The organism is Aquimarina hainanensis, from assembly GCF_042684685.1.
GTDB classification, from domain to species: Bacteria; Bacteroidota; Bacteroidia; order Flavobacteriales; family Flavobacteriaceae; genus Aquimarina; species Aquimarina hainanensis.
Genome location: NZ_JBHULX010000004.1, coordinates 135,302 through 152,309 on the forward strand (window position 1 = coordinate 135,302; position 17,008 = coordinate 152,309).

Genomic DNA, 17,008 nt, shown 5'->3' on the forward strand with positions numbered 1-17,008 from the left:
GATTTTTGTAATAATTCATTACAAAAAAGTTACCAGGCAATTTTTTTAATTTTAAAAAAAATAATTGATAAAAATATAGTGATGAGTAAGGTGTTATTTGTGCTTATATGTATCGGATGTATTTCTTGTAAATCACCAGGGATTGCACAAGAAAAAGATGTGAAAAAAGAAAAACCAGCTACGACAGTAAAGAAACCTCAATATATGGGAGAAGAGGAAGCCATTAATCCGGGAACCCTTCTTTTTACAGCGGAATTGATCAGCCTGTCAGAAAACAAAAAAGCAAATGCATGTGCCCAAAAGAATACGACAGTTGCAGTGGTCCGTGTGATTACTCTTATTGGAGCAGGAGCAGGGGTGACTCGTGTGGTAAACCCAGGAGAAGAAATAGCACTGGGAGTAAGTGCTGCATTTTATAAAAGAAATAAGGGGGATACAAGTGGAAAGAAATTGAAGATTCAGGTGTTGGAGGAAATCTGTTTCACCAATAATCAACCGGGATATAAGGTATTGCGAATTGAATAAAAAAACTTTCTTGTCTTTATAGAGAAAGAAAGCTGTTTAGCTACGCTAAGATAATGGTCAATCTGGGGAAAAGAATTAATAGAAAATGCCAATAGCTTTTTACTATTGGCAATAAGATTTCTTTAGTCTTTTATGTTTTCTATCGTTTTGTTTATAACATAACAGAGATCAGGTCTGAATAAAGGAAAAGGAGGAAGACCAATGGAGTTGCATTCTTTTGAATACCATTCGTTTAAATCGGTTAGTAGTTTTTCTTTTTGAGGGTAATTGAGAGGTTTTTTTCCTGTAATATAATCTCTCAAATCCCAATCGATGTATGTACTTTCATAGGCGTTTTGTATAAGAACACTGAGCTCTTCACAGGACATATTTTTGGCTAACTTTGGTATATGATTGATATCACTTATAGGATTGTCGTTGGAACATCTATCGGCATTTGCCGGCCAGTCTCGTAAATATTCGGCACACGGTAGGATTTTCCAGGTGATTACATCTTTAGTAAAGTGTGTTATCGGATCAGTGTTTCCAAGGGATGCATCTTCGAATCCGCAAATTCTGGGAGAGACTTTGTCTGGAGTTCCTGCTGCAATACCAGAGGTGATTAATTTTCCACTACTATCATACGTACATTGTTGTCCGGGAAATTTTTTTCCATCAGGAATCCATCGAACTTCTGTAGTTGCTCCATAGTGATAATCTTGATTGGCAGCACCGCAATCCTGCCATTGTCCAGGAGGGTTCAAAGTTTTCCCTAAAGAAGATGCATCAAAATAAAAACAAGGGCAATCAGGAAGATATTCATACCATTTTTGAGAGATAGTAAATACGCCACCTTCTGAGGAGGGTTGATTAGGGTAATACCAATTTCCAGACAGTTCTTTTTCGTTAGAAAAAGGAACAGTATATTCTCCGTTTAATACGATATTGGATCCGCTTATTAGATGGGGTTCTGTCCAAAAGAGCATATTGTTTTTAAAATGCCCTTCCATCACTGTTACACTATTTCGTAAAGTTGGCCAATAGAGTTCTCCTGAAAAATGACAACCGTCAACATTTTTTACAATCATAATCATCGGGTATTTTCCATAGTTATACTGATGAAATTCTCCAATCCATTCTCCTTTTAAAAACTCCAGATCAATACAGTTTGTAGATGCATCATCTTTTTGGCAAGCAAATATGGCTAATAGTAGAATGGATAGGACCAGGTAGGTTTTTTTTATCATGGTTTTCTTTTTTGTTCATTAGTAATAATCTTGCTATGGGATTACTGAGTAAAAACCAAAAATGATCTTAACTGGTTCCATGGTATTTTAGTAGCGGTAAAGGGTAAAAACTACTCTTTTTAAGCTTTAGGGAGGAGCTTTACTTATAAATAACAAGGAAGAGATTAAGGAAAGTACGGGGCAAAGGTATTCTTTTGAGTAAATGATTACAATAGAGGAAAGTGGGGATTTTTCCCCTTTTTTTGAGCAGATTTTAGGAAGAATATAATTGACCAGTGTTTCTTAGGTGCTATAATCGGATACGAGAGCTTCTAAATAACTCTTAAGAAATACAAATTTCATGTGTTTATCACGGAGAGAAGGTTTCTTGAGTATTATTTAGCTATAGAATAAAAAAGCAAGATAATAGATGTTGAGTTGTAGGTTTATTTTGTTAAATAACTGTTTGTTTCTATATAATCAAAATCTGGGGAATCAGTAAAGAATTGCCGTAATTGCCAAACATGTCCAGCTCCATAAATAAGCAAAAGTCTTTCTTGTTGATCAAAATTAGTAAGATCGTATGCGTTTGCAAAAATTCTTAGGTTTCTACGATACCATCTTCCAACAGAATCTGCTCCTACGTAATGATCTCCAGCTCCTTCTAAAATAGTCTCGGTTAAATAAGCCTGATGATCTTTTAAACGATTTGAAGGGGTATTTATTAAAGTCAGATGTTCTGTTAGTGATTGGGTTGAAGTTAAGGAGTCATGTAGTCTGTATAAAGCGTTGTAGTCATAACGACTTGTTTTATTGTATTGCCCTGTAGATTTGAGATAAGCCTCTCTGTTGTATGAGTCCCAATCTAAATTAGCACCGAACCATTCAGAAGGTGCATCAGTACAATAAATCTTATCATGCTTTAGTTTTTTAGCTAGTTTAAAAGCAATTTGGTATGTCTCATCTCTCTTGCTGGTAATATCATATGAGTCATGTACATATTGTTGGTATTGTTCATTGATGCGATCGTTCATTTTAATACGATCAGATTCGATCAATATTTTTGTTGGGTTGTATTTTGCAATTTTATGTAGTAATATTTCTAATTCTTTCTGTCTGCTTTCTTTTAGAATGTCAAAAGAGTATTGTTTTTTGTAGCTATCGAAATTGGGGTTATTAAAATGAAAGATCCCTAAAATCATCACTTTAGCTTTGTGTTTCCCTATAAAATGTTCTGGCTTTATCACCAAATTTTCTTGTTTTGATGATGTAGATTTTTTGATAGCTCTGTTTTCTTGAGATATACAAGAGAATGGTAAGATTAATAGTGTAATTCCATAAATGAGCTTTTTCATAATACGATATTTCGTTTTCTAAAAGATAAAGAGTTTACCGGATTGTTACAGCTTATAGAGTAAAGAACCGTATTTATGAAATGTGATTGTGGGTGGGTATATAAAGTAACCGGAAGAGAGGTGTTTAATACGTCTCAAAGTTGAACGACAGCCTCTTCTGCCACTGTTCGTTTCAACTTTGAGATCATTTGCTATTGCTACGGGTTATGGGGTAAAATATATTATAAATTTCATTTGTATATGTTTCTTTTTAGAGGCAACTAATGGTACTTACTTTATGTTTCATATACATTGAATATTCTTAAAAATCTTGTTGTAAAAGTAGTAGGAAAGAGAAAAAAAATCGAGAGAAGATAGTTTAAAAACAAATCACTGTAGATGAAACTATGAGAAAGTATCGATGAATGGAACTTGATAAAAAACTAATTTTTTAAAAAAAAGAAAAAACACACACCCTAATTCAGAAAAATAAGCAGTTATGTTTCCAAATTCTTGTTCGTTTATAACAAGGGGTTTGTGTTATATAGACCTGATATAATGATGGGGGGTGATTTTTTTATGTTTTATTTATTGAAAAAACACTACCAGAACCCCAATAACCAGTATTATAAACAAAACGAAGAAAAAGATCTTCCAAAAGGAATAAGGACGTTTCCCTGAGATTGTACCGGTTTGTCCATTGATGAAAAAGTTGTACTTGGTTCCACTATACTGATATGAGCTAACATATACTGGTAATAAAATGTGCTTAAATGTTTCTTCAGATAAGTTCATATTTATGTTGTGTACTCGTTGTTCATCTCCTCCAATATCTCTTTTTGCCCAGGAAGTTGCGATTTTTTTAGCCTCTTTGTTAGACTGTAAGTGCCCATCTTTTAGTGATATTGTGTATTTCTCGGTAATAAAACCTGCTAGAAAGCTGCTGTTAAAAGGTTCTAAGGCGTCGAGTTTCCAGTTGGTTATTTTTGCAGGGATTTGATTTCTGTGTTGATTAGAAGCACTGATAAGTGTATCATCGATGAAACCAGTAATAGTCCCTTTTGTAGAAGACCATCTTGTACGGCGTTCACTGCGAGTTTTGGTTACTGTTTTCCCATTTACAGTGGTGGTGTAAGGAACCGTTACATAATAATACGTTCCACGCTGTCCTGTATAGGAGGCATACAGCTGTGCATCAAAAGTCCAATAAGGGAGATATAGCCCTTTGGTATATTGAGGATCCAAAGCTGCTTTTTTTAGATTATTAGGGGCAAACCATAAGTCTTTTACCCAATTCATAAAAATCTGATGAGATTTTTTCTGATCGAACTGAAAAGGGAGAATTGCTCCAGGTAATATCCAATCTTCCGTATAGGTGTCTTCTACAATTAATGGCATTGTACAATACACACAATGCAAGGATTTGTAGTTCTCTTCTATATGTTGATTGGCACCACAGTTTTTGCAGTGAAGCATAGTGATCTCTTCTGAGTGAGACTGAGATCCCATTTCATTGAGATATGGCTTAAGCTCTAATTCTTCGAATCCAATTTCTGAAGGGCTGATTTCTTCTTTGTGACCGCAATAATCACAAGTAGTCATGTGGGTACCAGGCTTGTATGTTAATTCGGCCCCACAATTAATACAGGACTTCTTTTGTTCAGAAATCGTTCTTTTTTGTTTTTCCATAGGTATAAAATCCCGGCTTTTGACAGCCGGGAGATTGCGAATGTAATCAAAATGTATTTATGCTCCAGGTAAGGGAGGAGGTGTGTTGCCACCTAAAAATACTTTTAATTCTTCAATATCTTTTAATGCTGCCCAATTAGCCATTCCTTGTTTCCAGATCAGTGTATCTTTATTAATAGTTCGGTTAGCAAATAGCATTTTTAATTGTTCAAAAGGAACGGGTCCTGCTTGTTGTCCGTTAAATGCATAATGATATACCGTTTGAGCAGGCATTGGAGGAGGAGTCGAATGGTTGGCAGCAGTTTGTTGAGGAGTAGTTTGTTGTACTTGTGATGCCATAGGGTTCATCATTCCGCCCATTTGTTGCGCCAGTACAAATCCCATTCCCATTCCCATTCCAGCTCCAGCAGTTCCTCCTTCATTTGCAGCAGCAGCTTCGATTGCCTTGGCTGTTTTGAATTTGGTCAACCTGTCCAGATCAATCTTGTCAATACGACTATATTCAAAAATTTCTTTCTTTAATTCTTCCGGCATAGAGACATTTTCTATGTAGAATCGCTCTAAAGTAATTCCTACCAGATTAAATTCAGGTTGCATCACTTCCAGGCAAGTCTCTGATAATTCGCTCGTATTTGCAGCATATAGTTCTATCGGAAGATTAGCTTCTCCAATAGTATCTGTAAAACGAGTAGCGATCAGGCTTTTGAGGTGTTCATTGATCTCAAAATTAGTAAAGTTAGGATGTGTTCCTACTACATCAATAATAAACTTACCAGCATCACTGATTTTAAAAGCATAGGTACCAAAAGCCCTGATTTCTACAAGACCAAACCGATCGTCGTTTAATGTAATCGGATTTTTTGTTCCCCATTTTTCATCTGTAAATAAACGTGTATTTACAAAATATACTTCGGCTTTAAACGGGCTGTTGAATCCATATTTCCAACCTTTTATGGTTGTTAATATGGGTAAGTTTTGTGTGTTTAGTGTATATGTTCCCGGAGTAAATACATCGGCAAGTTGCCCTTCACTGATAAAAACAGCAGTTTGTCCCTCTCGAACAATAAGTTGTGCTCCGTTTTTTATCTCGTTCTGATAGCGCTCGAATCTGTGAACAATTGTATTATTGGTGTTGTCTAACCACTCTACAATGTCAATAAATTCATGGCTTAATTTTTTCTTTATTTCGTCAAAAATTCCCATTATGTTCAATAATTATGAATACTAGTTTCTAAAACTACGAAATAGAACCGAAAAAAAACAGTAGGAGGTGTGCCGTTTTGATTTTCGGGGATCTTTCTATACTAATTTCTTCCTTTTTCACCTGGATATAGTTGAAAAACAGGGTCACTCTGCCAATATTCTTTGGTATCTGCATTTAAGATCGTCAAAGGACCTTTAAAGGCAGCTCCGGTGTCGATATTCCAAACAGAGGCAGCCTGAGTTGGAATCGTTTTATTAATGCGAGTTACAGGAGTGTGACCGATAAAGATCTCGTCAAAAAGTAATAATCTTTTTGGATAATGTATACTAGACTCGTCCAAATTAGGGTCTAATGCGAGTGCCATTTCCCAAAGAGTGCGATCCCAATAAAAATTTTTGGGAAAATATTCCAAGTGAGGTCCTTTTAGATTTGTGAACCCCGCGTGCAAAAACAAACGATTCTTAGCATCAATATGATAATTATTCAGGCGTTCATAAAATTGAATATGTAGGGAGGTTTCTTCTTTGGATAGTGCGTTGTATCCATCCATGGTTACTTTTCCTCCGTGTTGTAACCATTCCGGGAAATACTGTTTTTCTGACAGCCAAGTATAGCAAAGATCGTCGTGATTTCCCCGAATAAAAATACATTGATGTGTTTGTTGCAGCTCAATTAAATAAGAAACGAGTGCTGTGCTGTCACTCCACCCATCTACATAATCCCCTAAAAAAATTAAGGTATCTTCTGGAGTTACTTGTGCTTTTTCTATTACTTGTTTTAGTGCTTTGAGTGCACCGTGAATGTCACCGATGACAAGGGTTCTGTTCATTTGTGTGATTTATTTTGTGTTTGTGGTAAAATCTGATTTCCAGGTATTCCAGTCGTCCAAAAAATAATCTAATATGATGGGGTTGTCCAAGGTATTGATCTTGGTAGCTGCAATAGAAATATCTTTTGGCATTTGAAACGAGGAAACAGCTTGTTTGGTATCTAAAAATTGTAAATTATCGGTAATGGTAAGTTGATCTGGGTCGATATCGTTATTTGCTGCGATATGAAAACCCCAATCTCCAAAGGAAGGAATATATGTATGGTATGTTTTGACAAATGGGAATACAGTATTCAAGGTTCTGTTGATACAGCTGAAAACAGTGTTAGAGAAATAAATTTCACCGGATTGAGTAACAAAAACCCCATCTTTCTTTAAGTTGCGTTTAGCCATTAAAAAAAACTGCTTGCTGTACAATCGAGCAATTGCTTCATTTACCGGATCAGGGAGGTCGGCTATAATAATATCATAAGGTTCCTGGTTGGTGAATAAAAACGTAAATGCATCTTCAGTAATAAGGTTTACTTTTGGGTGGGTTGCAGCATGTTGGTTGATATGAGTCAGGTGCGGGTTTGTTTTTGCCAGATAAAACATGGTGCTATCGATATCTACAACATCAATCTGAGAAACCAGAGGGTTTTTTAATACCTCCCTGCTTGCCAGATTTTCTCCTCCACCAAGAATCAGTACTTTTTCAGGTCTGGAGTGTGCGGCAAGGGGTATATGAACTAAGCTTTCATGATATCGATGTTCATCTGCAGAAGAAAACTGAATTACCCGATTTAGGTAGAGCCGAACATCCTCCTGCTTTTTGGTTAGTACTATTTTTTGATAAGGTGTCTGAACATTCAGAACAATGGGATGTTTGTATATTTTTTGATCCCATATTTTTAATAACTGCCCTCCAAAGAGCACAAGAGTAAGAAGCAATAGGAGAGCAAAAATTCCAATTAAGGTAGTTGCTATTTTCTTTTTGAAGAAAGTGATATTCAGAAATAATCCCAATAGGATATTGACAATTCCAAAAAGAATAGAAGAGTAAAAAAGACCAACAAAAGGAAGTAAAATAAAAGGAAATAGTAAGGTGGCAATCAGACCTCCTATATAATCTAGTGATAAGACATGAGAGAGATTGCTTTTAAAGTTTTTAGTGCTGGAGGCAAATGTAAGTAAAGGAACTTCCATACCGGTTAATAATCCGATGATGAAAATAATACACAAAATCAATATTTGTAGTACAGTTGTATTAACATTAACAAAAAGAAAATAGAGAAGAGGAACGGAGATCCCTCCAATAAAACCAAGTGCATACTCAATGAGGATAAAGAATTGAAGAGATTGGTTTTTTAGATATTTAGATAAAAAAGCTCCAATCCCCATAGAGAAAAGATAAATACCAATAATAATAGAGAATTGGCGGACACCATCCCCTAGAAAATAGGTGGCAGTCGTACTAATCAGGAGCTCATAAATAATGGAGCATAGTCCGGCAATAAATACGGCTAGGGGTAATAGGATTTTTTTTTTCATATAAATTGACTATGTTTGAGGAAATATACTGACCCAATTAAACTTCAAAGATGAACAAAAAAACCATAAATGCCTTTGTCTTGTCCAGAAAAATGGTAGCAGCAGGTCTTATTTCTACCAGTTTGTTAGTGCAGAGTTGTGGAGGAGATGGTTCTCCAAGAATTAAGGACTCTGTAGAAAAAACAGTGTACGAGTCTACTAAAGGTGTTGTTACAGAAGTAGAAGAGGTAGAACCAGGTAATGAATATAAGATTATTGATGAACGTATTATTGATGAAAAAGAAAAGTCAATAGCAATTGTTCATACATTAGAAGGAACTACTGATACATTGTCGCTTCGTACAATGAAAGACGAGAGCAGTTCTAATGGAAGCTATAGACATTCTGGTTTGAGAAGTATTTTACTGTATTCATTAGCAGGTTCTTTTTTTAACAGAAATTTAGGAAGTGTATCTCCGAATGCGAATAATTATAAAACACCTGGTGCTTATGAAAAGTCAACTGGGTTAAAAAATGATTTAAAAAGTTCTGCGACTACACGTAGGGTTCGTGTTCCGGGAAGTTCATCAACAGGATATGGTAAAGGAAAATCTTTTAGATCCTTTGGAGGATAGTCGTTTTAAGGAAATTAAGCGATTAAAAAAGAAACATGTTCCTCATCAATTACATTGGTATTTGAAGGAGGATTATTTTTCAGAAGAGTTGTTAGGGGTTTATCCCTCTGAGATACATCAATTTACAAAAGCAGCTGAAGAAGCATACCAATTGTTTGAAAAAGCGACAGCGCATATTATTGCCAATGATGCTTTGGAAAAACTACAAATCCCATCTTTTTTTAAAGAGTGTATTGTGCATAGCTGGAACAATCGTAAGAAGCATGCCTTTTTATACGGGCGCTTTGATCTTAATGCCGGATTCAATAATACAAGAGCGAAGGTTATTGAGTTTAATGCAGATACCTGTAGCACATTACCAGAAACTATTTTTTGGCAACCCTTACAATTAGAAAAACTAGGAAACCAGTTTAGGCAGTATAATACACTGGAAAGAGATATTACCGAATCGCTGAAAAACTTACGCAGTTCCATGTCTCATGAAAAACCAGTTTTTCTGGCTTCTACATTCGGATATAAAGAAGATATATTGAATGCCAATTGTGTAATGGGTGCAGCTTATAAGGCGGGGTATGAGCCTTTCTATTGTGATCTGGAGCAGGTTGTTTTTTCTGAAGAAGAAGGAGTTTTTTACGAAGTTGGAGGAGAATATCAACCCGTAGATGTATGGTTTAAAATTGTGCCTTGGGACTGGATGTTTACTGAGGAACCGGAATTAGCAAAAACATTGGCAACCATTGTTCAAAAAGAGTTATGTGTGGTGTTAAATCCTGCATATACAGCTATTTGGCAAAACAAAAAATTCCTGGCGTATATTACAGAGCATTTTCCGAATCAGGTGATTGCAGAAACATATCTGACAGAAGAAAAACTGCAAGGAAGAGACTATGTGTCTAAACCTATATATGGACGGTTGGGGGAGAATGTTACCCTTTCCAGAGGAAAAGAAATACATTCTAAAGGAGATTATGGTCAGCAGTCCAGAGTGTACCAACGATTTTATCCTTTGGTAAAAGACAAAGAAGAGTACTATTATCAGACAGGAGTTGTGTATACCCAGAAGCCCTCTGCAATAAACTTTAGAACACAAGAGAGTCCCATTATTACAGATGATTGTGAGTTTATGTCACATTTTATCTGGTAATGTTTTTAAGAGGATTTATAGGCGGCTTTCTGCTGTATTAAGAGGCATTTGAAGCTCCACTTTGACTAATATTTCCCCTTTTTAGCTCGTGGATTTCAATCGTATCAGAATGTAATAAATCAGCAAGCATGTTCTTGACTAAGGTTACGTCAAAATCTTTGCAGGAAAACACATCGATAGCAGCATAGCTATGTTCTGGCCATGTATGGATGCTGATATGACTTTCCTCTAATAATATAAACCCGGTAACTCCAATAGGATCAAACTGCTTAAATGCTTCCTGAACTTTGGAAAGTCCTAGTTCGTCTACTACCTTATGAAGTACTTCTCTGATATACGGAACGTAAGAAAGTTTTTGGGTGTCGTTAGTATACACATCCCATGTACAATGTAAGCCTAAATGAGGCATAAATCTTATGTAAGAATTAAATTATTAGTTCTGTTATTCTTCTCCTCTGGAGCTTTGTATTTGCTCCATCAATTCATAAGGGTCACTTAGTTTTAATAAAAGCGTGTATTGTTCATCACTGTCAACCTGTACCATTTCCGGAAGCGATTCTCTAGGGCCGTAATCCCAGGATACTTTTGTAATTACATTGCTTATTACATCGTAATTTCCTTCTATCTCTGTTCCTAAATAAGTGATTTTTTTAGAAGGAAGTGTGCTGATGTAACTATTTTGAAATGCAGGACTTCCATAATATTGTTCACTGAGAAGGTATCTCGTTTCTGTAGGGTTCACCATATACAGACGTTCTGTAAAGTTGTGAGTAATAATACTATCATTAGCCAGAGTAACCGTATGTTCCCCTTTTCCCATTTCTACCCAGACAACTTCTTTGGCAGGGACTTCAACAAGTAAAGTGTCTATTTTTACCTCTACAGGAAGGTTAGTAGGATTGTCAATAGCTAAATCTACATTGTTGCTGCATGATAGCGCAAGAAAACTAATAAATACAAGAAGAAATATTTTTTTCATAATTGGGATTGGGCTTAGTAAACTGAGGCTAATATAACGAAAATAATAAAGAATCAGCTATATCTTACTTTTCTTAAAATACGAATGGATTCTTTGTACAATTGATAGACCTCTGTACTGTACAATTTTATGTATGGTTTAGCACCTTCCAGTTTTTCTTTTGCTTCTTTGAACTCATTAAAATAACAAATAAGATAGGTTCCAGGTAGCGCAAACAGGTCTTTTTCTTCTTGCGGGGATAATGGAACCTTGTTTTTCAGCTTTTCCAGAATTGCATTGTTGTTGTTGTAAAAATGATATAAGGTTTTTCTGTTGAATTTTGGAGGCTTGAATAAAAGCTTATTCTCTATATCATAGCTGGCATTGTTTTTAAAAGAAATAGTAACCTCCTCCAGGGGGTAATACTTATAAGAGTTGTTAAGTCCGAGTTGTACATACTCGATAATTTTGAATTTTTCATCCGAAATATAGATACTTACCTCATCAAACTGAGAGTAGAACAATTTTACCTGTTCATTGATAAGAGCGATATCTACACGGGAATAATAAGTATCTTCTTTGGTTTGCTTCTCCTTACCAGCCCAGCAAATAACAAAATACTCCTTAAATACCTTGTAGTTAGGGTTGTAGTCTTTTCTGGAGCTCATAAAATCAAAGACTCCATCTAGTGTAAGTTTGATGTTATTACGTGCATGGCTTTCTATTGCTTCTACAACTGTGGAGTTGGTGTCTTTTAGCTCTATGTCAAAAACCTTAGGCATACTCATGCTACCTTCTCTAAAGAAGACACTGCCTCCATAGTATTTCCAAATATTTTTTCTCAAAGAACAGATCTTGTTCTTGATGGCACGAATAGAAACAAGACCGACAACTTTATCACTGGGTAAATGAGGGAAATGGATATTTTCATAAGCAACCAGAGGGGGGTTGTCCAGATAGGCATTTACCAGATTTTGAATTTTACTGTCATCAAAAAAATCTACTCCAACAATTCTGTTGTCGTCATCTTCAACTCCGATAACGATATAGGAATTGTTTTCTGGGTTAGAATTAGCCAAAGCGCAAATGTGTTTCAGAAACTTGGCTTTTCCTTCCTTTTCAGACAAGTTTAGTTTTCGTTTTTTGTCATAAAAACTATTTTCATCATTATGAGCCAATAAATTTTTAATAAGAAGACGTTTGTTAATCACAATAAAAATGTTTTTTAGTAGAGGTTAATGCTTCTTGGTTGGACTCAGTATTTTTTGATTAATGATCTGTGTGTCGGGTGATATCAGACAGAAGTCTTATTAATAATAGAGGCTGTTGCCTGGGCGGTAGGATATACAACCAGGTCAGCAATATTGACATGATAAGGTCGAGTTACAACAAAAGCTATAATATCGGCAATATCTTCTGCAGATAATGGAGTGTATCCTTCATAAACAGGTATTGCTTTTTGTTGATCTCCTTTAAAGCGAACTTCACTGAATTCAGTAGCGACCAATCCGGGATGTATTGCCCCAACTCTGATACCGTGCTTATTGAGGTCTATTCGCATTCCTGTATTGATGGCATCCACAGCAGATTTACTAGCACAATATACTCCTCCATTAGGATATACACTTTTAGCAGCAATAGATCCAATGTTAATGATGTGCCCTGATTGACGGCTGACCATTCCTGGAATAATTGCTTTAGAAACATACAGTAATCCCTTTACATTAATATCAATCATAGCATCCCAGTCATCAATATTCCCTTCTTGAATTGGATCGAGCCCATGTGCATTTCCAGCATTGTTGATTAGAATATCAATGTTTTTAAAATTATCAGGAAGTGAATCGATTTGTTTTAATGTTTCTTCCCGGTCTCTGATATCAAAAGCTAAGATGTGTACTTGCACCTGTTTTTCTAATTCTTCCTTTAATGCGAGTAATCGTTCTTTTCTTCTTCCACATAAAATGAGATTTATTTGGTGTTTAGCAAGTTCAATTGCAGTAGATTTTCCGATACCACTTGTCGCACCAGTAATGAATGCCGTTTTCATAGTTTTTTGTTTTTTTCAATCCTGCAACATTACAAAGTGAGTTTCGTCTTTGGGATATACCATTGCAGAAGGCGATGAAAATCGCTATGTCAAATTTTTCTTTAAATATAATGCAAAAAAAGAGTTTAATAGAAATTGTTTTGCGTAATGATTTTAGCAGGCTATTTTGTAGTTGATTTATAAAGTAGCTGTTTGAAAGAAACTTTTAAAATTAGGATAGTTGAGGAGAAGCAAATCTCATCTGGTAAGTTAAACGAAAAATATTTGGACGATTTGCAATGTTTGTATAGGAATATTAAATTCACGGCTTTAAAAATAAAAATAGATGGAAGAAAACAGTTCTATTGATATTACCTCAATAAATGAAAAGATACAACAGGAATCTGCTTTTGTAGACTTGTTAACTATGGAAATGAATAAAGTGATCGTAGGTCAGAAACACATGGTCGAACGATTACTGATAGGGTTGTTAGGACAAGGTCACATTCTATTGGAAGGGGTTCCTGGTTTAGCAAAAACCCTGGCGATTAATACGTTGTCCAAAGCAGTACATGGAGATTTTAGCCGAATTCAGTTTACTCCGGATTTATTACCGGCAGATGTAATAGGAACCTTGATTTATAATATGAAAGAGAATGATTTCTCGATCAAGAAAGGACCAATTTTTGCTAATTTTGTTTTAGCGGATGAGATTAACAGGGCTCCTGCCAAAGTGCAAAGTGCCTTACTGGAAGCAATGCAGGAAAAACAAGTGACAATCGGAGATGAAACTTTTGTGTTAGATAAGCCATTTTTGGTAATGGCTACTCAAAACCCGGTAGAACAGGAAGGAACATACCCGCTACCAGAAGCACAAGTCGATCGTTTTATGCTGAAAACAGTTATAGACTACCCTAAATTAGAGGAAGAGCAACTGATTGTACGAGCAAATCTTAAGGGATCTTTTGATACTGTAAATCCAGTGGTTTCCTTAGAACAAATCCTTAAGGCACAACAAGCTGTGAAGGAAGTGTATATGGATGAGAAAATCGAGAAATACATTCTCGATATCATTTTTGCAACGAGATATCCAGAACGTTATGGACTGGAAAACCTAAAACCATTAATCGGTTTCGGAGCTTCTCCGAGAGGGAGTATCAATTTGGCAACTGCAGCAAAATGCTACGCCTTTATTAAGAGAAGAGGATATGTAATTCCTGAAGATGTGAGAGCTATTGTACATGATGTATTAAGACATCGAATTGGAATTACTTATGAAGCAGAAGCAGAAAATGTAACTTCAGTAGATATTATCAATAAGATTGTCAACGAGATCGAAGTGCCATAGAGAACAGTTGTCAAACTGTTAGAACCCTGTATAGAACATACAATTACATGAGCACCTGCTGAAACAAGATTATGGATACGAAAGAGCTACTAAAAAAAGTACGAAAAATAGAAATAAAGACACGTCGTCTTAGTGATCATATCTTTGGAGGAGAATACCACTCTACTTTCAAAGGTAGAGGGATGACGTTTAGTGAGGTTCGTCAATACCAGTTTGGAGATGATGTACGGAATATTGACTGGAATGTAACCGCTCGTTATAACGAACCATATGTAAAAGTTTTTGAAGAAGAAAGAGAGCTAACCATGATGTTAATGGTAGACGCTTCAGGTTCTCAGTTGTTTGGTACAAAACAGCAGTTCAAAAAAGAAATCATCACAGAAATAGCGGCAACACTTGCTTTTTCTGCAACTCAAAACAATGATAAAATCGGACTTATTCTATTTACGGATGAAATAGAACTCTTTATTCCCCCTAAAAAAGGAAGATCTCATGTATTGAGGATTATAAGAGAATTACTTGAATTCGAACCGAAAAGTAAACAAACAAATATCACGGAAGCACTCAAGTTTTTGTCTAGTGTTATGAAGAAAAAAGCGATTGTTTTTATGCTTTCTGATTTTATAGCAGATGAATATCAGCAAACGCTAAAAATAGTAGGGAAACGACATGATGTGACTGGTATCAGAGTGTATGATCAAAGAGAAGAAGAAATTCCGAATCTCGGATTGGTACAGATGGAAGATGAGGAAACCGGAGAAAGTGTTTTGGTGAATACCAGTTCTAAGAAGGTAAGACGTAATTATGCCGCTTTTTATGCAGAAAAGACAGCGTATTTTAAAGATAGTTTTACCAGAAGTGGATCGGGCTCATTAAGTACTAGGGTGGATGAGAGTTATGTGAAAAAATTATTAGGATATTTTAAACGTAGAGGGTAGTTAAACATGATGCAGATACGGAAAAAAACAGAAGATACATACAATAAAAGCTACCTGATACTCGCTTTAGTTGTCTTTTTATTGGGGCTGGGAAAGCATCAAAGTTATGGGCAGGTAAAAACAAGTATCAATGCAACTTCTATAAAAATAGGTGAAGAGTTGAAGTATACTCTTAAGGTAGAGGTAGATACAACAGCAGTAGTAGTGTTTCCTGAAGGAGCTACTTTTTCTCCTTTAGAAGTTATTGAATCATATGCGATAGACAGCACAAAGAAAGATGGAAAGTTACAGTTATTGAAAGAATATGGTTTGACTCAATTTGATTCTGGTCATTATACGATTCCTCAACAGCACATTCGGTTAGGGGATAAAATAATACTGACAGATTCCTTAAAGGTTGAAGTGCGTGATGTACCGGTAGATACTACTAAGCAAAAAATGTATGCGATCAAACCTTTGGTTGAGGTAGAATCTAAAGCAGAATATTCCGGGATATTACCAGTGGTTTTGATGATTATAGGAGGGGTACTGCTGATAGCTGTTATAGTATTTTTGTTACTGAGAAAACGCAAGAAGAAGATCGCAAAAGAAAAAGAATTACCACCCTATGAGAGAGCTATTCAAACCCTTCAGGAGATTGATCAATCGGGATTATTAGCAAAGGATTCTCATAAAGAATATTATTCTAAGTTGAGTGATACCGCGAGAAAATATATAGATGAAGAGATATATGATCATGCGATGGAGAGTACAACGGATGAGCTGATTACACGATTAGAATCAGAGATTGCTTCCGGGAGTTTGACACTGGATATCGAAACAGTAAAGGAGTTGGAAAACGTTTTGAAAACAGCAGATATGGCTAAGTTTGCAAAATCAAAACCAGATTTAGGGATTGCCAAAGCTGACCGAACAGTGATTGAGCAAATCATTCATAAGACTAAGGAGGCTATTCCAGAACCAACCGAAGAAGAACTGTTAGCAGATGAAACATATCGTCAACAAGTAGCGATAAAACAACGGAATAAAAATATTGTCATCGGTAGTGTTGCTACAGTAGCATTGGTAACAATCATGATTGTCGTATTGGGATTAGTAAGAGGTTTTGGAGTACTTAAAGATGATATATTCGGGCATCCAACCAAAGAATTGGCAGAAAAACAGTGGATAACAAGTGAATATGGAGCGCCAGCTGTAACTATTTCTACTCCAGAAGTATTGATCAGAAACACATATCAGTTGACAGAAGAGCAAAAACAGATCCTGAAAGGGAATGAGAGTTTTACTTATGGAAGTTTGTTGGATAACTTTTATATCGTCATTTCTGGAGTAAAGTTCAAGAAGGATACAGAAGTTGATCTGAAAAAAGCAGTAGAAGGAGTTGTAGGTTCTTTTGAAGCTCAGGGAGCAAAAAACATTACCGTTAAAGATGACGAATACAAGACATTGGCAGGAGCAGAAGGAATTAAGATTTTCGGAACATTGGAGGTAGAGAATCCGGTATTAAAAGAAACGCTAAAGAAAGAATATGTTATGCTAAACTTTGCAGAAGGAGGAGGGTTTCAGCAGATAACAGTAGTTTATAATCAGGAGGACCGATATGCGAAGGAGGTAGCCGACCGAATAGTAAACTCTGTAGAATTAAAAAGCACCAAATAATT

16 protein-coding genes are annotated in these 17,008 nt (G+C 35.8%); 6 read left to right on the plus strand and 10 right to left on the minus strand.

Annotated elements, in window-relative coordinates; all coding sequences use genetic code 11:
* Positions 1–81: 81 nt before the first annotated feature.
* Complete coding sequence (locus ACFSTE_RS06035; RefSeq protein ID WP_378257625.1) at positions 82–525, plus strand: hypothetical protein; 444 nt, start codon at positions 82–84, stop codon at positions 523–525.
* 122 nt (positions 526–647) lie between these two features.
* Here the strand turns inward: ACFSTE_RS06035 and ACFSTE_RS06040 are convergent, their stop codons facing one another.
* From ACFSTE_RS06040 to ACFSTE_RS06065, 6 genes are all read right to left on the minus strand, one after another.
* Positions 648–1,751 carry a hypothetical protein gene (locus ACFSTE_RS06040; protein WP_378257623.1) on the minus strand — a complete coding sequence of 368 codons (1,104 nt, stop codon included), beginning with the start codon at positions 1,749–1,751 and terminating at the stop codon, positions 648–650.
* A gap of 425 nt (positions 1,752–2,176) precedes the next feature.
* Positions 2,177–3,085: a DUF5694 domain-containing protein gene (locus ACFSTE_RS06045; protein ID WP_378257621.1), complete on the minus strand. Its 909-nt coding sequence runs from the start codon at positions 3,083–3,085 to the stop codon at positions 2,177–2,179.
* A 567-nt stretch (positions 3,086–3,652) separates the two neighbouring features.
* The gene (locus tag ACFSTE_RS06050; protein WP_378257619.1) at positions 3,653–4,753 is read right to left on the minus strand and encodes a DNA helicase PriA; all 1,101 of its coding nucleotides are present in this window, start codon (positions 4,751–4,753) and stop codon (positions 3,653–3,655) included.
* Between the two features lie 57 nt (positions 4,754–4,810).
* A complete protein-coding gene (locus ACFSTE_RS06055; RefSeq protein WP_176028265.1) occupies positions 4,811–5,956 on the minus strand; it encodes an SPFH domain-containing protein in 1,146 nt (381 codons plus the stop codon).
* Between the two features lie 101 nt (positions 5,957–6,057).
* On the minus strand, positions 6,058–6,786 hold the full coding sequence (locus ACFSTE_RS06060) for a metallophosphoesterase (protein WP_176028266.1): 729 nt from the start codon (positions 6,784–6,786) through the stop codon (positions 6,058–6,060).
* A 9-nt stretch (positions 6,787–6,795) separates the two neighbouring features.
* Complete coding sequence (locus tag ACFSTE_RS06065; protein WP_378257617.1) at positions 6,796–8,316, minus strand: polyamine aminopropyltransferase; 1,521 nt, start codon at positions 8,314–8,316, stop codon at positions 6,796–6,798.
* A gap of 50 nt (positions 8,317–8,366) precedes the next feature.
* Between ACFSTE_RS06065 and ACFSTE_RS06070 the strand changes: the two genes are divergently transcribed.
* A complete protein-coding gene (locus ACFSTE_RS06070; protein WP_176028268.1) occupies positions 8,367–8,930 on the plus strand; it encodes a hypothetical protein in 564 nt (187 codons plus the stop codon).
* Positions 8,893–10,074, plus strand: coding sequence for a glutathionylspermidine synthase family protein (locus tag ACFSTE_RS06075; protein WP_378257615.1), 1,182 nt, complete (start codon positions 8,893–8,895; stop codon positions 10,072–10,074). Before ACFSTE_RS06070 ends, ACFSTE_RS06075 begins: the two co-directional genes overlap by 38 nt.
* 37 nt (positions 10,075–10,111) lie before the next feature.
* Here ACFSTE_RS06075 and speD read toward each other — a convergent pair whose 3' ends face one another.
* The 4 genes from speD to ACFSTE_RS06095 form a co-directional block, all read right to left on the minus strand.
* Entirely contained in the window at positions 10,112–10,483 is a 372-nt protein-coding gene (gene speD / locus ACFSTE_RS06080) for an adenosylmethionine decarboxylase (RefSeq protein WP_176028270.1), read from the minus strand.
* Positions 10,484–10,516: 33 nt separating this feature from the next.
* Complete coding sequence (locus tag ACFSTE_RS06085; protein ID WP_176028271.1) at positions 10,517–11,053, minus strand: hypothetical protein; 537 nt, start codon at positions 11,051–11,053, stop codon at positions 10,517–10,519.
* A gap of 53 nt (positions 11,054–11,106) precedes the next feature.
* Positions 11,107–12,243 carry an ATP-binding protein gene (locus ACFSTE_RS06090; RefSeq protein WP_176028272.1) on the minus strand — a complete coding sequence of 379 codons (1,137 nt, stop codon included), beginning with the start codon at positions 12,241–12,243 and terminating at the stop codon, positions 11,107–11,109.
* 83 nt (positions 12,244–12,326) lie between these two features.
* Positions 12,327–13,082: an SDR family NAD(P)-dependent oxidoreductase gene (locus ACFSTE_RS06095; RefSeq protein ID WP_176028273.1), complete on the minus strand. Its 756-nt coding sequence runs from the start codon at positions 13,080–13,082 to the stop codon at positions 12,327–12,329.
* A gap of 325 nt (positions 13,083–13,407) precedes the next feature.
* On the opposite strand from ACFSTE_RS06095, the gene ACFSTE_RS06100 reads away from it, so the two are divergent.
* From ACFSTE_RS06100 to ACFSTE_RS06110, 3 genes are all read left to right on the plus strand, one after another.
* A complete protein-coding gene (locus ACFSTE_RS06100; RefSeq protein WP_176028274.1) occupies positions 13,408–14,409 on the plus strand; it encodes an AAA family ATPase in 1,002 nt (333 codons plus the stop codon).
* A 71-nt stretch (positions 14,410–14,480) separates the two neighbouring features.
* A complete protein-coding gene (locus ACFSTE_RS06105) occupies positions 14,481–15,347 on the plus strand; it encodes a DUF58 domain-containing protein (protein WP_176028275.1) in 867 nt (288 codons plus the stop codon).
* 6 nt (positions 15,348–15,353) lie between these two features.
* Positions 15,354–17,006 carry a DUF4381 domain-containing protein gene (locus ACFSTE_RS06110; protein WP_378257611.1) on the plus strand — a complete coding sequence of 551 codons (1,653 nt, stop codon included), beginning with the start codon at positions 15,354–15,356 and terminating at the stop codon, positions 17,004–17,006.
* Positions 17,007–17,008 lie beyond the last annotated feature (2 nt).

What these genes read in the sequence shown, in the direction of transcription:
- ACFSTE_RS06075 (WP_378257615.1), top strand. Translation starts at nt 8,893, where the DNA reads ATGGTAAAGGAAAATCTTTTAGATCCTTTGGAGGATAGTCGTTTTAAG.
- ACFSTE_RS06050 (WP_378257619.1), bottom strand. Translation starts at nt 4,753, where the DNA reads ATGGAAAAACAAAAAAGAACGATTTCTGAACAAAAGAAGTCCTGTATT.
- ACFSTE_RS06040 (WP_378257623.1), bottom strand. Translation starts at nt 1,751, where the DNA reads ATGATAAAAAAAACCTACCTGGTCCTATCCATTCTACTATTAGCCATA.
- ACFSTE_RS06060 (WP_176028266.1), bottom strand. Translation starts at nt 6,786, where the DNA reads ATGAACAGAACCCTTGTCATCGGTGACATTCACGGTGCACTCAAAGCA.
- ACFSTE_RS06085 (WP_176028271.1), bottom strand. Translation starts at nt 11,053, where the DNA reads ATGAAAAAAATATTTCTTCTTGTATTTATTAGTTTTCTTGCGCTATCA.
- ACFSTE_RS06110 (WP_378257611.1), top strand. Translation starts at nt 15,354, where the DNA reads ATGATGCAGATACGGAAAAAAACAGAAGATACATACAATAAAAGCTAC.
- speD (WP_176028270.1), bottom strand. Translation starts at nt 10,483, where the DNA reads ATGCCTCATTTAGGCTTACATTGTACATGGGATGTGTATACTAACGAC.
- ACFSTE_RS06045 (WP_378257621.1), bottom strand. Translation starts at nt 3,085, where the DNA reads ATGAAAAAGCTCATTTATGGAATTACACTATTAATCTTACCATTCTCT.
- ACFSTE_RS06095 (WP_176028273.1), bottom strand. Translation starts at nt 13,082, where the DNA reads ATGAAAACGGCATTCATTACTGGTGCGACAAGTGGTATCGGAAAATCT.
- ACFSTE_RS06070 (WP_176028268.1), top strand. Translation starts at nt 8,367, where the DNA reads ATGAACAAAAAAACCATAAATGCCTTTGTCTTGTCCAGAAAAATGGTA.
- ACFSTE_RS06065 (WP_378257617.1), bottom strand. Translation starts at nt 8,316, where the DNA reads ATGAAAAAAAAAATCCTATTACCCCTAGCCGTATTTATTGCCGGACTA.
- ACFSTE_RS06055 (WP_176028265.1), bottom strand. Translation starts at nt 5,956, where the DNA reads ATGGGAATTTTTGACGAAATAAAGAAAAAATTAAGCCATGAATTTATT.
- ACFSTE_RS06100 (WP_176028274.1), top strand. Translation starts at nt 13,408, where the DNA reads ATGGAAGAAAACAGTTCTATTGATATTACCTCAATAAATGAAAAGATA.
- ACFSTE_RS06105 (WP_176028275.1), top strand. Translation starts at nt 14,481, where the DNA reads ATGGATACGAAAGAGCTACTAAAAAAAGTACGAAAAATAGAAATAAAG.
- ACFSTE_RS06035 (WP_378257625.1), top strand. Translation starts at nt 82, where the DNA reads ATGAGTAAGGTGTTATTTGTGCTTATATGTATCGGATGTATTTCTTGT.